The organism is Pseudonocardia xinjiangensis (assembly GCF_050948425.1).
Classification (GTDB): domain Bacteria; phylum Actinomycetota; class Actinomycetes; order Mycobacteriales; family Pseudonocardiaceae; genus Pseudonocardia; species Pseudonocardia xinjiangensis.
On sequence record NZ_CP192009.1, the window covers coordinates 6,901,959 to 6,919,229 of the forward strand.

The following is a 17,271-nucleotide window of genomic DNA, read 5'->3' on the forward strand; positions in this document are numbered from 1 at the left end:
CTGACCGCAGCGCGAGCGTGCCGGTCACACCAAGACCGCGTCGCTGATCGTCGCCGTCGCCGCCCGCAGGGACAGCAGCCGACCCGTCCGTTCCGGCAGGGCGACGCCGTCCCAGCCCGGGCCGGCGACGTAGCGGCGAAACCGGGGCCGGGTCCGGGGCAACGCCTCCAGCAGGCCCACATCGGCCACCTGCGGCAACTGGGCCCACAGCACGACAGCGACGGGCGCGGTACGCCGGATCGCGGCCACGAGCGCCGTGACGGGCAGGTCGGCACCCAGCGCGCGGCAGGGAATGCCCCGTTCGGCCAGCGCGGCCGCGAGCACCACCAGCGGGAGCATGTGCTGCTCGTCGGGCATCGCGCCCAGCAGCACCGGACGCGCGTCGGCCACGGGCCGCAGCGCCGCGGCCCTCGCACCGAACGCCGGGCGGACGCACTCGCTGACGAGATGCTCGATCTCGACCCCGACGCCGCTGTGCGCCCACCGCTCGCCGACAGCGGCCAGCACGGGCCGGACGACGTCGTCCCACGCGGACTCCACGCCCGAGGCGGCGATCGACTCCTCGAGCAGCCGGTGCACCGCGGGGGCGTCGAGGGCAAGCGCCGCCCTGCCGAGTCCACGGGCCGCCCGGCTCGCTCCGGGCAGGCGCAGGACGCGGCCGCCTACGCGGACGCGGCCGTCGTTCCCCTCCTCGAGCAGCTCGACGGGGGACGCGCCGCCGTTCTCCGTGACCTGTACCGGCACCGGGGGGACGACAGCAGCAGGCCCGACGGTGCGGGCCGAGAGCGCGTACGCCGCGGCGTCCGCCGGCGACGCACCACGCACGAGTGCGCGTTGCATGAGCTCGAGCCGGGCCAGATCCGCGGGCGAGTAGCGCCGATGGCGGCCGGGGGTGTGCGCCGTGGGGCCGATCCCGTAGCGACGGTCCCAGGTACGCAGCGTGGCGGGAGCGACGCCGAGCCTGCGGGCCGCGGCCGCGACGCTCAGCCACGCCTCGGTGGCGGCGTTCGGCGCCGGCACCGCGGACACGGACAGCCCGGGCGTGTGGCGGCCTTCACGATCCGGCGGCGACACGTCGGGCTGCACCAGCTCATCGTGCTGGTCCGGGGCGGACGGGGCAAGCCGAAAGGACGCTTTGAACAAGGTTTGACGCGGTCTATGGTGGGGATACCGACTTTCGTCGAGGAGAGCGTCGAAACAGGCGAGGTGAGGTACGTGGCGGATACCCGACGGCTTCCGGTGCCGGTCACGGAGATCTGGGACTGGCAGATGCACGGAGCCTGCCGCGGGATGGACAGTGCGTTCTTCTTCCATCCCGAGGGCGAGCGCGGACCGGCTCGCGCCCACCGCGAGGCGCGGGCGAAGGGCGTCTGCCGCGGGTGCCCGGTTCTCGAGCAGTGCCGGCTGCACGCGCTGTCGGCCCAGGAGCCCTACGGCGTGTGGGGCGGGCTGTCGGAGTCCGAGCGCGACCAGATCATCCGGGGTCACGACCGGACGTTGCGGATGGCGGACGGCCGGAGGCAGCGGCCGCAGGTGCGCAACACGCACTGATCGCCGAACGTCGAACGGCGGGCCGCCCTGGGGGTCGGCCCGCCGTTCGGATGTGGCTGGTCGATCAGTGCCCGTGGCCGTGGCCGTGGCCACCCGCAGCGGCCGGCTCGGCCTGCTCCGGCTTGTCGACGATCGCGCTCTCGGTGGTGAGCACCATCCGCGCGATCGACGCGGCGTTGACCACCGCGGAACGGGTGACCTTGACCGGGTCGACGACCCCGTCGGCCATCAGGTCGCCGTAGGTCAGAGTGGCGGCGTTGAAGCCCTGGCCCCACTCCAGGTCGGCAACCTTGCCGACCACCACAGCGCCCTCGAGACCGCCGTTGGCGGCGATCCAGAACAGCGGAGCCCGCAGCGCGCTGCGCACGACCGCGACACCGGTGGCCTCGTCGCCGGTCAGCCCGAGGTTGCCGTCGAGCGCGACGGCGGCGTGCACCAGCGCGGAGCCACCGCCCGGCACGATGCCCTCCTCGACCGCGGCCCGGGTGGCGGACACCGCGTCCTCGATGCGGTGCTTGCGCTCCTTGAGAGCGGTCTCGGTGGCGGCGCCGACCTTGATGACGGCGACGCCGCCGGACAGCTTGGCCAGCCGCTCCTGCAGCTTCTCCCGGTCCCAGTCCGAGTCCGAGGACTCGATCTCGGCCTTGATCTGCGCAACCCTGCCGTCGATGGCGTCCTTGGTGCCGCCGCCCTCGACGAGGGTGGTGGCGTCCTTCGTGATGACGACGCGGCGCACCGTGCCCAGCAGGTCCAGCCCGGCCTCGGACAGCTTGAGCCCGACCTCCGGGTTGATGACGGTGCCACCGGTGGCGATGGCCAGGTCGTCCATGAACGCCTTGCGGCGGTCACCGAAGAACGGCGACTTGACCGCGGCGACCTTGATGGTCTTGCGGATCGAGTTCACGACCAGCGTGGACAGCGCCTCGCCCTCGAGGTCCTCTGCCACGATCAGCAGCGGCTTGCCGTCGGCCAGCACCTTCTCCAGCAGCGGGAGCAGGTCGGCGATGGCGCTGATCTTGTCGCGGTGCAGCAGGACGTAGGCGTCCTCGAGCACGGCCTCCATCGACTCGGCGTCGGTGACGAAGTACGGCGAGAGGTAGCCCTTGTCGAACTGCAGGCCCTCGGTGATCTCCAGCTCGGTGGCGAGCGTGGAGCCCTCCTCGATGGTGATCACACCGTCCTTGCCGACGGTCTTGAGCGCCTCGCTGATGAGGTTGCCGATCTCGGCCTCGCGGGAGGCGATCGTGCCGACCTGAGCGATGTGCTCCTTGTCGTCGACCGGGATGGCCTTCTTCGCGAGCAGCTCGCAGACGGCGTCCGCCGCCTTGGAGATGCCCACGCCGAGTGCGGTGGGGTTGGCGCCGGCCGCGACGTTGCGCAGGCCCGCGGCCACCATCGCCTGGGCGAGCACGGTGGCGGTGGTGGTGCCGTCACCGGCGACGTCGTTCGTCTTGGTGGCGACGGACTTCGCCAGCTGAGCCCCGAGGTTCTCGAACGGGTCCTCGAGGTCGATCTCGCGCGCGATGGTGACGCCGTCGTTGGTGACGGTCGGTCCACCGAACTTCTTGTCCAGCACAACGTGGCGGCCGCGCGGGCCGAGGGTCACCTTGACCGCGTCGGCCAGCTGGTTCACCCCGCGCTCCAGCGCGCGGCGCGCCGTCTCGTCGAAGGTGATCTGCTTCGGCATGTCCTGCCTCTCTTGATTCTCCGGGGAAAACACGCCGCCCCGGTGGCCCGCTCGGTCGAGGGACCACCGGGGCGGCGGCTACAGAACTGCCTGCGTCAGTTGACGACCGCGAGGACGTCGCGCGCGGAGAGGATGAGGTACTCCTCGCCGTTGTACTTGACCTCGGTGCCGCCGTACTTCGAGTAGATGACGACGTCGCCGACGGCCACGTCGAGCGGGACGCGGTTGCCGTTGTCGTCGACCCGGCCCGGGCCGACCGCCAGGACCTTGCCCTCCTGGGGCTTCTCCTTGGCGGTGTCCGGGATGACGATGCCGGAAGCGGTGGTGGTCTCCGCCTCGCTGGCCTGGACGACGATCTTGTCCTCGAGCGGCTTGATGTTTGCCACGCCGATGACCTCCCCTTCCTGGGGTACGTGCCTTCGCCTACATGTTCAGGGATGACAGCCATCGGACGTCCCGTCGTCGCGGGTGCCGGAACATCCTGGCCGTGCCGTTGGCACTCTACCCATGAGAGTGCCAACGCCTCAACGCCGGTGGCCGCTATGACCCGAAGCGGTACCGATCCCGCCCGCCGCCGGCCACCCCTCGTATCGCCGCTGGTCACGACCGGAGGCGCGCGGCGCGGCACCCGGAGGCGCACAAGCAGTCCCGAGCAGGGCACACCTCACGAAGCCGCGTAGATCGTCGGAAACCTCGCCTACCGTTCACCGGCCGGTGCCCGCCGCGCCACTCGCCGCACGGGAGGGTGATCAACGCTGAGCGGGTGACCACAGACGCTCCTCCCACCACCTCGACGCACAGCAGGCGCCGCGTGCTGCGGGCCGGCCTGACCGCTTCCGCCGTCCTCGCCGTTCCCGGCACGGTGCTCACCGGGCTCGCAGGCGCCGCGTCCGCCGCACCTGCGGCACCTCCCGGCAACCCGTTCACCCTCGGCGTCGCGTCCGGGGAGCCCGCACCGGACGGGATGGTGCTGTGGACGCGGCTCGCCACCGATCCGCTGGCCGAGGACGGTCTGGGCGGCATGGGCGGGCGGAACACGGAGGTGGAGTGGGAGCTGGCCACCGACGAGGGGTTCCGGAAGATCGTCCGCAGGGGCGTGGAGACCACCGGGCCCGAGCTGGGGCACAGCGTGCACGTCGAGCTGGCCGGCCTGACCGCGGGACGGGAGTACTTCTACCGGTTCCGCGCCGGGAAGGAGCTCTCCCCCGCGGGCCGCACGCGCACCGCGCCGCCCGCGTCGGCGATGCAGCCGCTCAGCATGTGCTTCACGTCGTGCTCGCAGTACGAGCACGGCTTCTTCACCGCCTACGCCCGGCTCGCCGAGGAGGAGCCGGATCTCGTCCTGCACCTCGGCGACTACCAGTACGAGTACACCGCGGGCGACTACGTGGCCCCTGGCGGGAACCCGCGCAACCACGTCGGCCCGGAGACCGAGACCCTCGGGAACTACCGGCAGCGCTACGCGCAGTACAAGACCGACCCCGACCTCCAGGCCGCCCACGCCGTCGCGCCGTGGCTCGTCGTCTTCGACGACCACGAGGTCGACAACAACTGGGCCGACGAGGTGCCCGAGCACCCGGAGACCCCGCAGCCGAACTTCCTCGCCCGCCGGGAGGCGGCGCTGCGCGCCTACTGGGAGAACATGCCGCTGCGCCGGGCCCAGCGGCCGAAGGGCATCGACATGCGGCTCTACCGCACGGTGTCGTGGGGTCGGATGGCGAACTTCCACATGCTCGACACCCGCCAGTACCGCGGTGACCAGCCGTGCGACGACAAGTTCAACTCCGACTGCACCGCGCGCACCGACCCGGCGCGCTCGCTGCCCGGCTCGGCGCAGGAGAAGTGGATCGCCGACGAGTTCCGCCGCTCCCAGGCCCGCTGGGACGTGCTCGGCCAGCAGGTGTTCTTCTCCCAGGTCGACTTCACCCCCGGCGCCGGACGCGGTTTCAACCCCGACGCCTGGGACGGCTACCCCGGCTCGCGGGACCGCGTGGTGGACTCCTGGACCGCCTCGAAGGCGCGCAACCTGCTGGTGCTGACCGGCGACGTGCACGCGCACTGGGCCGCCGACATCAAGCAGCGCTTCGACGACCCGGCGGCTCCTGTCATCGGTTCCGAGCTGGTGTCCAGCTCGGTCACCTCCGGCGGCGACGGCTCGGAGACGCGCGCCGACACCGCATCGACGCTGGCGGACAACCCGCACATCCGCTTCTACAACAACCGTCGCGGCTACGTGCGGACGAAGTTCACGCCCACCGAGGTGACCGCCGACTTCCGCGTGGTGCCCTTCGTGCAGCGGCCGGGCGCACCCGTCGAGAACCGGGGGACCTTCGTCGTGCAGGACCGGAAGCCGGGTCTCCAGCAAGCCTAGGACACCGCCCGGCGGCGGCGTGCGCGGACACGAGAGCCCACTCGTGTCCGCGCACGTCGTATCGTTTTTAGCATGCCTAAGATCGGTTCGAGCGACCTCGACGTGTCCCGCCTATGCCTGGGCGGCAACGTGTTCGGCTGGACGGCGGATCGCGATGCCTCATTCGCCGTCCTCGACGCGTACGTGGCGGCGGGAGGGAACTTCGTCGACACGTCCGACTCCTACATGTGGCGCGCGCCGGGCAACTCCGGCGGCGAGTCGGAGACGATCATCGGTGAGTGGATGGCGGCGCGCGGGAACCGCGACTCGATGGTGATCGCCACCAAGGTCGGCTCGTGGCCGCAGCGGCCGGGACTGTCGCGCGCCAACATCACCGCCGCGGTGGAGGACTCGCTGCGCAGGCTGCAGACCGACCGGATCGACCTCTACTACTCCCACCGCGACGACCCGGACACGGCGCAGGAGGAGACCCTCGACGCCTACGACGGGCTGGTGCGGGCGGGCAAGATCCGCGCGATCGGCGCGTCCAACTTCACGGCGGACCGGCTGCGCTCGGCGCTGGAGATCTCCGCCCGCGACGGGCTCACGCCCTACGTCGCGCTGCAGCCGCACTACAACCTGCTGGAGCGCGCCGAGTTCGAGACGGCTCTCGCCCCACTGCTCGCCGAGCAGGGCCTGGCCTGCCTGCCGTACTTCGGGCTGGCGAAGGGCTTCCTGACCGGCAAGTACCGGGCGGGCACCGAGGTCGAGAGCGTGCGCGCCGAGGGGGCGCGGGAGTACCTGAACGACCGCGGGCTGCGGGTGCTGGCGGTGCTCGACGAGATCGCCGCGGGCCACGAGGTGCCCGTCGCCGCAGTCTCGCTGGCCTGGCTGGCCGACCAGCCCACGGTGGCCGCCCCCATCGCCAGCGCACGCACCACGGAGCAGCTCGCCGACCTGCTCCCGATGCTGGAGCTGCACCTCACCGACGACGAGCTGCGGCTGCTGCGGCACGTCAGCGAGTGACGCACCGGTGAGGTTCGTGGTCGGCAGCGCCGCCGACCACGCACCCGCCGTCAGGCGCCCGGCACCGAGCCGGCGAGCGGCGCGAGCCTGCCGAGCCGGGGTCGGATCACGGCGTCCACGCTCCAGGTGGCACCGGCCGCCGCGTAGAACAGCGCGAGGGCGCCGAACACGTAGCCGATCGACGGGCCGAGGTCCGTCTGGCCGGTCATGTAGGGAATGTGCATGTGTTCGGCGGAGGTCCAGATGCCGATGGACCAGAGCGCGGTGGCGATGAAGGCGAGGTTGGAGAAGACGCCGAGGATCAGTGCCACTGCGAGCACGGACTCGACGATGGCGGTGATCAGCGCGAACATCCCGGGATCGGCTCCCGCGACGGCGTGCCAGAGCTGGATCCAGCCGTGCAGCATCGGCGTCGGGACCTTGGTCGGATCGAGCTCCTTGCCCAGCGTCTGGCCGTGGATCCACCCGGGAAGCCACTTGAAGGTCGCGTCGATCGCCCACAGCACGCCGAAGAGGATTCGCACCACAGCAGCACCGTGCAGCCGACGCAGTGACCAGCCCGCCGGAATGTAGGAGCCGGTTCCGCGCATGTTGTCGGCATTCAGGACAGCACTCACGTCTTACCTTCCGGAAGATTGGTTGAGCATTGAATCACCAACGGTAGCTGGGGGACTCTATGCGTCAAGCCGATGCGACCCACGTCGCCCGGGAGGCGATGTGACCTTCCGGTCAGGAAAACAACAGGCTGATATCGAACCGATCCGGGTTCATCGCAAAAGGTGCGAACCAACCCCGGGAACAACCTCGTAATCGGGAGATCAGACCAGGACTTCGGTGATCGGCAGCGACGAGTCGGCCGGCAGTTCCGGCGACGACGGGGCCGCGCCCGCCGCCACCAGGTGAGCCCCCAGCGCGGCGACCATCGCACCGTTGTCGGTGCACAGCCCCGGCCGCGGGACGCGGAGCCGGACCCCGGCCGCGGCACAGCGCTCCTGCGCCATCTCCCGCAACCGCGAGTTGGCCGCGACCCCGCCGCCGAGCAGCAGCGTGTCCATCCCCCGCTCGCGGGCGGCGCGCACGGCCTTCGCCGTGAGCACGTCGACCACGGCCTCCTGGAAGCTCGCGGCGACATCGGCCACCGGCACGGTGGTACCGGCCCGCTCCAGCGCCTCGACGTGCCGCGCCACGGCCGTCTTCAGGCCGGAGAAGGAGAAGTCGAACGGTGCGTCGCGCGGGCCCGTGAGACCCCGCGGGAACGCCACCGCCGCACGGTCCCCGTCCCTGGCCACGCGATCGATGTGGGGCCCACCGGGAAACGGCAGCCCGAGTAGGCGCGCGACCTTGTCGAACGCCTCGCCCGCCGCGTCGTCGATGGTGGCGCCGAGCGGGGTGACGGGCCCGGCGATGTCGGGGACGTCGAGGAGGCTGGAGTGGCCACCGGACACCAGTAGCGCCAGGCACGGCGGCAGCGGACCGTGCTGCAGCGTGTCCACGGCCACGTGCGCGGCCAGGTGGTTCACCCCGTACAGCGGCACGTCCCAGGCGGCGGCGTAGGCCTTGGCCGCGGCCACCCCCACCAGCAGGGCACCGGTGAGCCCAGGACCCGCCGTGACGGCCACGGCGTCGACGTCACGGCCGGTGACCCCGGCGGTGGCGAGCGCGCGGTGCACGGCGGGAACCATCGCCTGCAGGTGCGCCCGGGACGCGACCTCCGGCACCACCCCGCCGAACCGGGCGTGCTCGTCGACGCTGGAGGCCACCTCGTTGGCCAGCAACGTGACCGCAGCGCCGGGCTCGGCGCGCACGACTCCTACGCCGGTCTCGTCGCAGGAGGTCTCGATCCCGAGGACGATCATGGCGTCGGCTCCCGTCGCATCGTGTGGGCGTCGGCTCCGCTCGGGCTGTAGTACCGCCTGCGCAGGCCGACCACGGTGAAGCCCTCGGCCTCGTACATCAGCCGGGCGGCGTCGTTGTCGGTGCGCACCTCGAGGAACACCGTGGCGTGCTCGGCGTCGGCCACCGCGAGGAGCCCGCGCAGCAGCTCCCGTCCGATCCCGCGCCGCCGGTGCGCGGGATCGACCCCGATCGTGTGGATCTCCGCCTCGGCCTGCGGCGGACCGGCCACGAACGCGATCCCGGCGTAGCCCACCAGCTCGTCGCCGACCCGCGCGGCGAGGTAGTGGTGGCCCGCGCGCAGCTCGTCACGGAACGCCCGGGCGCTCCACGGGTCGTCGCCGGGGAACAGCATCCTCTCCAGCTCGGCGCAGCGCTGCGCATCGGACTCGCGCAGTGCGTCGATCGGCACGGTCGCGGTCATCCGGCACTCACCCGCTTGCGCGCACCGGGCTCCACGGCGTCGGGACGGCGCAGGTACAGCGGCTCCAGGGGGCCGGGCCGCGCGCCGGACCGCAGCGCGACGGCGGCCACCGCGACGAGCCCGGCGGGCGAGGGCGACGCCGGCTCCCGCTCGGGCAGTCCCACCGCGGCGGCCGAGGCCCCGGCGGCGGCGACGGCCCCCAGCGCGGCCGCGCGGGCAGCCAGCGCGACCGGGGCCTCGACGTGCGGACCGTCGACCCGCCGGGACGCCCCGTCCCCGTCACGCAGAGCGCCGTCGTAGAGCGCCCAGTAGACCTCGCGGCGCCGGGCGTCGGTGACGACGAGCAGCCGGCCCGGGAGGGCCGGAGCGGCGGCGAGGGCGTCCGCTGCGATCGCGTCCAGCGAGCAGACGCCGTGGACCGGGACGTCGAGGGCGTCACCGAGCGCCGCGGCGGTGACCATCCCGACGCGCAGGCCGGTGAACGGTCCGGGCCCGGTGCCGGTGACCACGGCGTCGACGTCCCGCAGCGCCACCCCGGCCTCGGCACACGCGGCCAGCACGCCGGGCATGAGGAGCTCGGCGTGCTTGCGGGCGTCGAGGGTGACCCGGACGGACCGCTCGACGGGGCCTGCGTCGGTCAGTTCGACGACGCCGGCCGTGACGGCGGGCGTCGCGGTGTCCAGGGCGAGCACGAGCACGTCACGAGCCTACGAGCGTGCGGCACCGGCCGGATGGACGGGGCGGCTCACCAGCCGGCGAGGAGCTTCGGCAGGTCGCCCGGGCCCTGGACCACCGCCTCGGTCACGGCCGCTCCTCCACGCGGTGCACGCTCGCCACGCGCACGTCGTCGGGGCGGCGGGTGAGGCGCACGAGCAGGTGCCGCGCGGAGAGCCGTTCGGCCACCCCCTCGCCCCACTCGACGGCCACCACGGCGTCGGCGAGGTCGGTGTCGAGGTCGAGGTCGTCCAGCTCGGCGGCCCCGCCGAGCCGGTAGGCGTCCACGTGGACGAGCGGCACGCCTGCCCCACCGGGGAGGGGGCGGTGCTCCCTGGCGATCACGAAGGTCGGGGACGTGACCGGTCCGGCCACCCCGAGGCCCCGGGCCAGGCCGCGCACGAGAACGGTCTTGCCCGCACCCAGCGGCCCGGACAGCACCACCAGGTCGCCCGGGCCGAGCCCGGCGGCCAGCCGCTCGCCGAGCGCCTCGGTGTCGGCGGCGTCGGGCAGCTCCAGCTCGACGTCGAGCTCGATCGGCGGGGTCACGCGCGCCGTCGCAGCCCGTTGGGGGCGCTGCGGGCGACGCTGCGGCGCAGCAGGTCCGCCAGCGCCTCGTCCATGCGCCCGGGCTGCTCCAGCATCGGCAGGTGGCCCACGCCCTCGAAGCGCACGAGCGTGGCCTCCGGTAGCTCCGCCGCGATCACGTCGCTGTGCGAGACGGGAATGACGCGGTCGGCGTCGCCCGCCGCGACGAGCACCTCACACGTCGAGAGAGCAGGGAGCGCGGCGAGCCGGTCGTGGCTGCCGACCGTGTCGACGAAGTCGGTCAGTGCGTCCACCGCGTTGGCGCTGATCATCTCGTCCACCAGGTCGACCAGCCACGGCTCGACGTTGCGGTCGCCGTAGGCGAAGTTGCGCGTGATCGCCCAGATCACGTCGCCCGCCACCTTCCGCACGCCCTCCACCAGCTTGGGCTGGAGCCGGGCCAGCAGCCCGACACCCCGGGTGAGCGGGTTGTGCCGCGACAGCAGGGTGCCCGAGAGCCCCGCACTGCCCACCTCGCCTGCTGACGTCGAGACCAGCGCGACGCCCGCCACCCGCTCGGCGAACAGTGCGGGGTGCTGCTCCGCCAGCGCCATGATCGTCATGCCGCCCATCGAGTGCCCCATCAGCACGAGAGGACCCTCGGGGGCGAGCGCGCGGACCACCGCGTCAAGGTCGTGGCCGAGCTGCTCGATCGTGCAGCTCTCCTTCGGGGCCCGCTCGGAGCGACCGTGGCTGCGCTGGTCGTAGAGCACGACCCGGATGGCCGGATCGTTGAGCGCGGGCAGGGACCGCCGCTGGAAGTGCCAGGTGCGGCGGTCGAGCGCGAACCCGTGCACGAGCACGACGGTGAGCGCCGCGTTCCCGCTCGGCGCCTCGATCTCCTCGCACGACAGCCGCACCCCGTCGTCCGCCGTGACCGACGACGACTCGCTGACCGGCGTCCGGCCCGGCTCGGGTGGCCCCTCCGCGAGCTGCGTGGCGAGGCGGCGCCGCTCGGCCGCGATCTTGGAGTGCTTGCGGGCGGCCACCCCGACCGCGACACCGGTGGCCGCGGCCCCTGCCGCCCCGGCGACCGTGCCCCAGATCTGCCCCCGGTTCACCACGACGACCCGCCTCCGACCACGGTGCGGACGACGCGACGCCCGCGCATGCCCGTGACGACCTCGTAGTGGATGGTGCCGAGCTCGTCCGCCCAGTCCTGGGCGGTCGGCTCGCCGTGGTCACCGGGACCGAACAGCACTGCGAGCTCCCCCTCCTGGACCGCGTCGTCGCCGCAGTCCACCACCACCTGATCCATGCTGACCCGCCCGACGACGGGCCGCACCACGCCACCGAGCAGCACCCGCATCCGCCCGTTGAAGCCGAGCCTGCGCGGCACCCCGTCGGCGTACCCGAGCGGGAGGAGCGCGAGCGTGGTCTCGCGCGGCGTCGTCCACTCGTGCCCGTACGAGACGCCCTCACCGGCCGGCACCCGCTTCACCAGCGCCACCCGGCACCGCAGCGTCATCGCCGGCCGCAGGGGGCTCTCCGCAGGCGGCCGGTCCATCGGGTCGAGCCCGTAGACGGCGATGCCGGGGCGCACGAGGTCGAAGTGCACGTCGGGACGGCTGAGCGTGGCCGCGGAGTTGGCGAGGTGACGGATCGGGTTCAGGCCGCGGTCGACCGCCTCCTGCCAGGCGACGGTGAGCCGGGCCGCCTGCCGGTCGATCGTGGGGTGGTGCGGGACGTCCGCGTAGGCGAGATGTGACCACACCGCGACGACCTCCGCGAGCCCGTCGGCCGCCGCCTTCGTCGCGTCGTCGAGCAGGTCGGCCCACTCGGCGGGCTGCGCGCCGTTGCGGCTCAGCCCCGTGTCGATCTTGAGGTGCACCCGGGCAGGCCGCCCCGCCCGGCGGGCGCCCGCGAGCACCGCGGCGAGGTGGCTGCGGGAGGACACCGACAGGTCGACGTCCGCCGCCACCGCACCGGTGAAGTCGTCGTCGGGAAGGTGCAGCCAGGACAGCACCGGCGCGGTGATACCGGCCTGCCGCAGCTCCATGGCCTCCTCGAGCGTGCACACCCCGAGCCAGGCGGCCCCCGCGTCGATGGCGGCGCGCCCGACCGGCACGGCGCCGTGGCCGTACCCGTCGGCCTTGACGACGGCCATCACACCGGCGCCCGGGGCACTGGCCCTCAGTACCCCGACGTTGTGCCGTACCGCGTCCAGATCGACGACGGCCTCGGCACGCGCTCCACCCGGCGGATCAACCACGCCCGCATCATCTCATCCACACTCGTCCCATCGTGGACAGAGCGACCGCGCCGCTCACACCCCTCGGACCGACCGGATCGCCGCCGGGATCGCGGCCTGCAACCGTGACGCGGGCGCAGGCGCGCCCCGCGCGGCCAGTTCCGACGCGAGCGCATGCACGTGGGCCGCACATCCGGCCGCCCACCACGGCTCGAACCCGGCGGCCAGCAGTGACCCGATGATGCCGGTGAGAACGTCGCCGGACCCGGCGGTGGCCGCCCAGGAGGACGTGGCCGGGTGCACGAGCACGCGTCCGTCCGGGTCGGCGACGACGGTGGCGTTGCCCTTGAGCAGCACCGTGACGCCCAACTCGGCCGCGGCCCGGCGGGCGGCGGCGATCCGGTCGTCACCGACCTCCCCCGCGACTCGCGCGAACTCACGGTCGTGCGGCGTGACCACCACCTGCCTGCCCCGCAGCGCCGCCCGCAGGTCGGAGTGCTTTGCGAGCAGAGAGATGCCGTCTGCGTCCACGCAGAGCGGCACCTCGCGGGCGATGGCCTCGGCCAGCACGGCCCGGCCCGCGTCGTCGACCCCGATGCCCGGACCGACCGACCAGGCCTGCGTCCGGTCGGCATCCATGATCGACTCCGAGGCGACGACCTCGGGCCAGTGGTCCCGGACGCCGGCTGCGGCACTCCCGGCGAACCGGACCATGCCGCTGGTCGCGAGGGTCGCGGCACCGGCGGCCAGCACGGCGGCCCCGGGGTACGTCGCCGAACCCGCGGCGATGCCCACCACCCCTTGGGTGTACTTGTCGTCCCCCGGCCCCGGCACGGGCCAGCGCCCACCCACGTCGGCCACCTCCAGCACCACGGCGTGCGGCTCGGGCAGCAGCGGCCCGAGCCCGATGTCCACCAGGTGGACCTCGCCGCACCGGTGCGCCGCGAGCACGTGCACGGGCTTGAGCGCGCCGAACGTGACGGTCGCCGCGGCGGTGACGGCCGGGCCGTCGACGGCCCCGGTGTCCGGGTCGACCCCGCTGGGCAGGTCGACGGCGAGCACCGGCACCCCGGCGTGGTCCACCGCGGCCACCAGGCGGGCCGCGGGTTCCCGCAGGGCACCGTGCCCGGAGATGCCGACGATGCCGTCGATCACCAGGTCGGCCCCCAGCGCGGCCACCAGCCCCGCGTCCGCGTCCACGAAACGGCCGCCCGCGCGGCCCAGCGCGGCGAGCCCCGCCGGGTGCGCACGCGCCGCGTCCAGCAGCACCGCCGTGACGCCGACCCCGCGCCTGCGCAGCTCCACGCCGGCCCACAACGCGTCCCCGCCGTTGTTGCCCGCCCCGACGAGCAGCACCACCCGCCGCCCGGCCACCTGCCCGTCAGCCGCGAGCATCCGGCGCGCGTGCACCGCGAGCCCGAACGCGGCGCGGCGCATCAGCGCACCGTCAGGAGTGCGGTCCAGCAGCACAGCTTCGGCGTCCCGCACCTGCTGGGCCGTCCAGACGCCCCTCATCGACCGTCCCTCGCTGCCATCGTCGGAGCGTAGGACGCCGGGGGCGCCCGCCGCCGGACGACCCGCGGCCGGCGGCACGCACAGGTGCTCCGTGTTGCGTTCGCCCGCCCGGCGCCGCAAGGACTACGGTGCTGCGCTGTGACCCGGACCCGCCCGTTCCCCCGGCCACCCGAGGTGCGCAACGCCAAGGAGGCCGTGGAGCAGCTCTCCCGGCCCGGCCCGCACCAGGTGCTGCGCGGCGACCTCGGCATGGTCGGCATCCCGGGCGTCGTGTTCGCACCGGAGGAGGGCCTGGGCCTGCCCGCCGTCGCGTTCGCCCACGACTGGCTGCAGCCCGCCGAGCGCTACGCCGACCTCCTGCGCCACCTCGCGTCCTGGGGCATCGTCGCGGCCGCCCCGTCGAGCCACCGCGGCCCGCTCCCCAGCCACGCCGGCTTCGCCGCCGACCTGCGCACCACGCTCGACGTCTGCGCCGGCGTACGCCTCGGGGACGGGCGGATCAGCGTGGACTCCCGCCGCACCGCACTCGCCGGCCACGGGATCGGCGGCGGCATCGCCCTGCTGGCGGCACAGGACCGCCCGCGCCTCCGGGCCGTCGTCACGATCGCCGTCGCGCAGACCCGCCCGTCCGCGGTCGACTCCTCCCGCGCCCTGACGCTGCCCGTGCTGCACCTCGCCGCGGCCAAGGACACCGTCGCCCCCGCCGCCGGGCACGCGGAGCCCATCGCCGCGTCGGCGGGCGGCCCGGTGTGGCTGCGGACGCTGAACAAGGCCACCCACACGGGGTTCCTCGAGGGCGTGCACTGGAGCGACTTCGTGCTCTCCGGCAGCCCCGACGCGAAGACCCGCCGCCTCACCCGGGCCCTCGTCACGGCGTTCCTGCTGCACCACCTCTGCGACGAGGACCGCGCCGACGTCCTCGTGGACGGCAAGGTCCCCGGCACCACCCTCGCCGACCGCCACTGACTCCCCGACCCCGCGAGTCGCCCGTCCCCACCCCGCGAGTCGCCCGCTTTCAGCGCGCGAGTCGCCCGATTCGACCCCGCGAGTCGCCCATTTCAGCCTGGCGAGTCGCCCGTTCCGGGTGCATGAGTCGCGCCCGCCGCGGAACGACTCCGCCCGGAACGGGCGACTCGCCCACGCAGAACGGGCGACTCGCGCGCGCAGAACGGGCGACTCGCGGGCAGCTACCGCAACCGCCCAGCATTCCGGAGTCGTAATGCTGTTCTCCGGCGCTCGCAGCAGCAGTACGGCTCCGAAGTACGTCGCGGGGCGCGGGGTCAGTCCGGGAGTTCTGCGATTCTCATGCCGCGTTCGTCGTCCGTGCGGCGGGCTTCCGTGCTGCCCAGGCGGATACCGGTGTGGCGGGTGGGGGGTGGGTCCCATCGGTACGGGTCCGCGGCCTGCCGCGCGTACGCCTCGCCCAACTCCGCGGCGGCCCTGGCCTCGCGGCCGAGCTCGAGGCCCAGATGCGCGGTGCGCTCCACCCACTCCTGACCGCGGGCGTCCGGCCAGTCCTGGGTGATCTCCTCCGACAGCCTGCCCACCTGCCGGCCAATCTCGGCGAGTGCGTCGGCGAGGCCGGTCCACCACCGCCCCGCACCGGACAGGGCATCGGCATCGGCATCGGCATGTGTCATGCGTGCTCCTCGCCGGAGAGCCCGTCCTGGATCCGGCGCAGGGCGACGGCGACGGCGTCGTCGGCGCTCGTCGCGGCCGAGGCGGCATCGGCGAGTGCGGCACTGAGCTCGGCCAGCTCGCGGACCGCGACGAGCACGGCCGCACCCAACCGCTCGTGCTCAGCCGTCAGAGCCCGGCCGCCCACGGGGCCGGGCCCGAACCGGAGCGCCGCCCGGAGATCCTCGGAGAGGCCCGCTGCGGTGACCGCGTGGGAGCGGAGCTGATCGGGGTGCAGACGCAGCTCGGACGACATGGCCTGATGGTGCAGTACGGAGGCGGTGGAGCGAGGCGGAACGGGCGATTCAGCTCGCCGCGGCGACGACCTCGGCCAGCCGCAGCGCCACGTTGTCCGCCTGCTCGGAGGTGGGCGCCTCGACCATCACCCGCACCAGCTGCTCGGTGCCGGACGGGCGCAGGAGCACGCGACCGGTGGCGCCGAGCTCCGCCTCAGCGGCCTCGACGGCCTCCCGCACAGCGGCTGATCCGGCGACCGCCGCCTTGTCGGCCACCTGCACATTGCGGAGCACCTGAGGCAGCGGCGTGATCACGGACGCCAGCCCGGCGAGAGACGAGCCGGTGGCCGCCATCCGCGCCATCAGCCGCAGTGCGGTGAGCAGGCCGTCGCCGGTGGTGGAGTGCTGCGGGAGCACGACGTGGCCCGACTGCTCGCCGCCGAGGCTGAACCCGCCCGTCCGCAGCTCCTCGAGCACGTACCGGTCGCCGACCTGGGTGGTGAGCACCGCGATACCGGCTTCCTGCATGGCCAGATGCAGGCCCAGGTTGCTCATCACCGTGGCGACCAGGGTCTCGTGGGCGAGTTCGCCTGCTTCCAGCATGGCGAGGGCGAGCACCGCCATGATCTGGTCGCCGTCGACCGCCGCGCCGGTGGCGTCGACGGCCAGGCAACGGTCGGCGTCGCCGTCATGGGCGATGCCGAGATCGGCACCGTGCTCCCGGACGGCCTTCTGGAGCGGCCCGAGATGGGTGGACCCCACCCCGTCGTTGATGTTGAGCCCGTCGGGGTCGGCGTGCATCGCGATGACGTCGGCACCGGCCCTGCGATACGCCTCGGGGGCGACGGCGGACGCAGCCCCGTGCGCACAGTCGACCACGACCCGCAGCCCGGCGAGCGACCCCGGAGTGGCCGCGACCAGATGGTCGCGGTAGCGCTCGGCGGCATCGACCAGGTCGTGGACCCGGCCGATGCGCGTGCCCGTCGGCCGCTCGTGGCGGATGTCGAGGCCCTCTTCGATCGCACTCTCGAGCACGTCGGGGAGCTTGTGGCCGCCCGCCGCGAAGAGCTTGATGCCGTTGTCCGGCATCGGATTGTGCGATGCGGAGATCATCACGCCGAAGTCGGCACCGAGCGACCCGACCAGGTAGGCGACCGCCGGGGTGGGCAGCACTCCTACCCGCACCGCGTCGGCCCCGGCCGATGTCAGACCGGCGACCACCGCGGCCTCGAGCATCTCCCCGCTCGCCCGCGGGTCCCGCCCGACGACGGCCACCGGACGGTGGGACCGGTCGCGTGCCGCGAGCACGCGAGCGGCGGACGCGGAAAGGGCTACGGCGAGCTCCGGAGTGAGGAGCTCGCCGTTGGCCAGTCCGCGAACGCCGTCGGTGCCGAACAGACGTCGCACTGCGACCGAACG

18 protein-coding genes are annotated in these 17,271 nt (G+C 73.5%); 4 read left to right on the plus strand and 14 right to left on the minus strand.

Annotated elements, in window-relative coordinates:
- Positions 1 to 24: 24 nt before the first annotated feature.
- On the minus strand, positions 25 to 1,086 hold the full coding sequence (locus ACQPZA_RS32485; RefSeq protein WP_433275887.1) for a MerR family transcriptional regulator: 1,062 nt from the start codon (positions 1,084 to 1,086) through the stop codon (positions 25 to 27).
- Between the two features lie 129 nt (positions 1,087 to 1,215).
- Between ACQPZA_RS32485 and ACQPZA_RS32490 the strand changes: the two genes are divergently transcribed.
- Positions 1,216 to 1,551, plus strand: coding sequence for a WhiB family transcriptional regulator (locus ACQPZA_RS32490; protein ID WP_169399139.1), 336 nt, complete (start codon positions 1,216 to 1,218; stop codon positions 1,549 to 1,551).
- 64 nt (positions 1,552 to 1,615) lie between these two features.
- On the opposite strand, the gene groL is transcribed toward ACQPZA_RS32490, so the two are convergent.
- On the minus strand, positions 1,616 to 3,238 hold the full coding sequence (groL, locus tag ACQPZA_RS32495; protein WP_169399138.1) for a chaperonin GroEL: 1,623 nt from the start codon (positions 3,236 to 3,238) through the stop codon (positions 1,616 to 1,618).
- A 95-nt stretch (positions 3,239 to 3,333) separates the two neighbouring features.
- Positions 3,334 to 3,624 carry a co-chaperone GroES gene (gene groES / locus ACQPZA_RS32500; protein ID WP_010225616.1) on the minus strand — a complete coding sequence of 97 codons (291 nt, stop codon included), beginning with the start codon at positions 3,622 to 3,624 and terminating at the stop codon, positions 3,334 to 3,336.
- Positions 3,625 to 4,001: 377 nt separating this feature from the next.
- Between groES and ACQPZA_RS32505 the strand changes: the two genes are divergently transcribed.
- Positions 4,002 to 5,609 carry an alkaline phosphatase D family protein gene (locus ACQPZA_RS32505; RefSeq protein WP_312859436.1) on the plus strand — a complete coding sequence of 536 codons (1,608 nt, stop codon included), beginning with the start codon at positions 4,002 to 4,004 and terminating at the stop codon, positions 5,607 to 5,609.
- Positions 5,610 to 5,681: 72 nt separating this feature from the next.
- On the plus strand, positions 5,682 to 6,614 hold the full coding sequence (locus ACQPZA_RS32510) for an aldo/keto reductase (protein ID WP_433275890.1): 933 nt from the start codon (positions 5,682 to 5,684) through the stop codon (positions 6,612 to 6,614).
- A gap of 50 nt (positions 6,615 to 6,664) precedes the next feature.
- Here the strand turns inward: ACQPZA_RS32510 and ACQPZA_RS32515 are convergent, their stop codons facing one another.
- From ACQPZA_RS32515 to ACQPZA_RS32550, 8 genes are all read right to left on the minus strand, one after another.
- A complete protein-coding gene (locus tag ACQPZA_RS32515) occupies positions 6,665 to 7,231 on the minus strand; it encodes a hypothetical protein (protein ID WP_169399136.1) in 567 nt (188 codons plus the stop codon).
- A gap of 201 nt (positions 7,232 to 7,432) precedes the next feature.
- On the minus strand, positions 7,433 to 8,470 hold the full coding sequence (tsaD, locus tag ACQPZA_RS32520) for a tRNA (adenosine(37)-N6)-threonylcarbamoyltransferase complex transferase subunit TsaD (protein WP_433275892.1): 1,038 nt from the start codon (positions 8,468 to 8,470) through the stop codon (positions 7,433 to 7,435).
- Positions 8,467 to 8,931: a ribosomal protein S18-alanine N-acetyltransferase gene (gene rimI, locus ACQPZA_RS32525; protein WP_433275894.1), complete on the minus strand. Its 465-nt coding sequence runs from the start codon at positions 8,929 to 8,931 to the stop codon at positions 8,467 to 8,469. Before rimI ends, tsaD begins: the two co-directional genes overlap by 4 nt.
- Positions 8,928 to 9,629, minus strand: coding sequence for a tRNA (adenosine(37)-N6)-threonylcarbamoyltransferase complex dimerization subunit type 1 TsaB (tsaB, locus tag ACQPZA_RS32530; protein ID WP_433275896.1), 702 nt, complete (start codon positions 9,627 to 9,629; stop codon positions 8,928 to 8,930). Before tsaB ends, rimI begins: the two co-directional genes overlap by 4 nt.
- A 103-nt stretch (positions 9,630 to 9,732) precedes the next feature.
- On the minus strand, positions 9,733 to 10,194 hold the full coding sequence (tsaE, locus tag ACQPZA_RS32535; RefSeq protein WP_433275898.1) for a tRNA (adenosine(37)-N6)-threonylcarbamoyltransferase complex ATPase subunit type 1 TsaE: 462 nt from the start codon (positions 10,192 to 10,194) through the stop codon (positions 9,733 to 9,735).
- A complete protein-coding gene (locus ACQPZA_RS32540; RefSeq protein ID WP_433275900.1) occupies positions 10,191 to 11,297 on the minus strand; it encodes an alpha/beta fold hydrolase in 1,107 nt (368 codons plus the stop codon). The genes tsaE and ACQPZA_RS32540 overlap by 4 nt, the downstream gene beginning before the upstream one ends.
- A complete protein-coding gene (gene alr, locus ACQPZA_RS32545; protein WP_433275902.1) occupies positions 11,291 to 12,445 on the minus strand; it encodes an alanine racemase in 1,155 nt (384 codons plus the stop codon). The genes ACQPZA_RS32540 and alr overlap by 7 nt, the downstream gene beginning before the upstream one ends.
- A gap of 54 nt (positions 12,446 to 12,499) precedes the next feature.
- Positions 12,500 to 13,939, minus strand: coding sequence for an NAD(P)H-hydrate dehydratase (locus ACQPZA_RS32550; RefSeq protein WP_433275904.1), 1,440 nt, complete (start codon positions 13,937 to 13,939; stop codon positions 12,500 to 12,502).
- Between the two features lie 138 nt (positions 13,940 to 14,077).
- Between ACQPZA_RS32550 and ACQPZA_RS32555 the strand changes: the two genes are divergently transcribed.
- The gene (locus tag ACQPZA_RS32555) at positions 14,078 to 14,905 is read left to right on the plus strand and encodes a dienelactone hydrolase family protein (protein WP_344017145.1); all 828 of its coding nucleotides are present in this window, start codon (positions 14,078 to 14,080) and stop codon (positions 14,903 to 14,905) included.
- A gap of 314 nt (positions 14,906 to 15,219) precedes the next feature.
- Here the strand turns inward: ACQPZA_RS32555 and ACQPZA_RS32560 are convergent, their stop codons facing one another.
- From ACQPZA_RS32560 to glmM, 3 genes are read right to left on the minus strand one after another with little or no spacing between them, the layout of a single operon-like run.
- Positions 15,220 to 15,579 (minus strand): hypothetical protein, encoded by a 360-nt coding sequence (locus tag ACQPZA_RS32560; protein WP_433275907.1) that lies wholly within the window; start codon positions 15,577 to 15,579, stop codon positions 15,220 to 15,222.
- Positions 15,576 to 15,872: a hypothetical protein gene (locus ACQPZA_RS32565; RefSeq protein ID WP_433275909.1), complete on the minus strand. Its 297-nt coding sequence runs from the start codon at positions 15,870 to 15,872 to the stop codon at positions 15,576 to 15,578. Before ACQPZA_RS32565 ends, ACQPZA_RS32560 begins: the two co-directional genes overlap by 4 nt.
- A gap of 49 nt (positions 15,873 to 15,921) precedes the next feature.
- Positions 15,922 to 17,259 carry a phosphoglucosamine mutase gene (glmM, locus tag ACQPZA_RS32570; RefSeq protein WP_169394174.1) on the minus strand — a complete coding sequence of 446 codons (1,338 nt, stop codon included), beginning with the start codon at positions 17,257 to 17,259 and terminating at the stop codon, positions 15,922 to 15,924.
- Positions 17,260 to 17,271: the final 12 nt, after the last annotated feature.

Bases quoted from the DNA above. Each gene is read 5' to 3' on its own strand.
- ACQPZA_RS32550 (WP_433275904.1), bottom strand. From the start codon at position 13,939: ATGAGGGGCGTCTGGACGGCCCAGCAGGTGCGGGACGCCGAAGCTGTG.
- ACQPZA_RS32565 (WP_433275909.1), bottom strand. From the start codon at position 15,872: ATGTCGTCCGAGCTGCGTCTGCACCCCGATCAGCTCCGCTCCCACGCG.
- rimI (WP_433275894.1), bottom strand. From the start codon at position 8,931: ATGACCGCGACCGTGCCGATCGACGCACTGCGCGAGTCCGATGCGCAG.
- tsaD (WP_433275892.1), bottom strand. From the start codon at position 8,470: ATGATCGTCCTCGGGATCGAGACCTCCTGCGACGAGACCGGCGTAGGA.
- ACQPZA_RS32510 (WP_433275890.1), top strand. From the start codon at position 5,682: ATGCCTAAGATCGGTTCGAGCGACCTCGACGTGTCCCGCCTATGCCTG.
- ACQPZA_RS32560 (WP_433275907.1), bottom strand. From the start codon at position 15,579: ATGACACATGCCGATGCCGATGCCGATGCCCTGTCCGGTGCGGGGCGG.
- groL (WP_169399138.1), bottom strand. From the start codon at position 3,238: ATGCCGAAGCAGATCACCTTCGACGAGACGGCGCGCCGCGCGCTGGAG.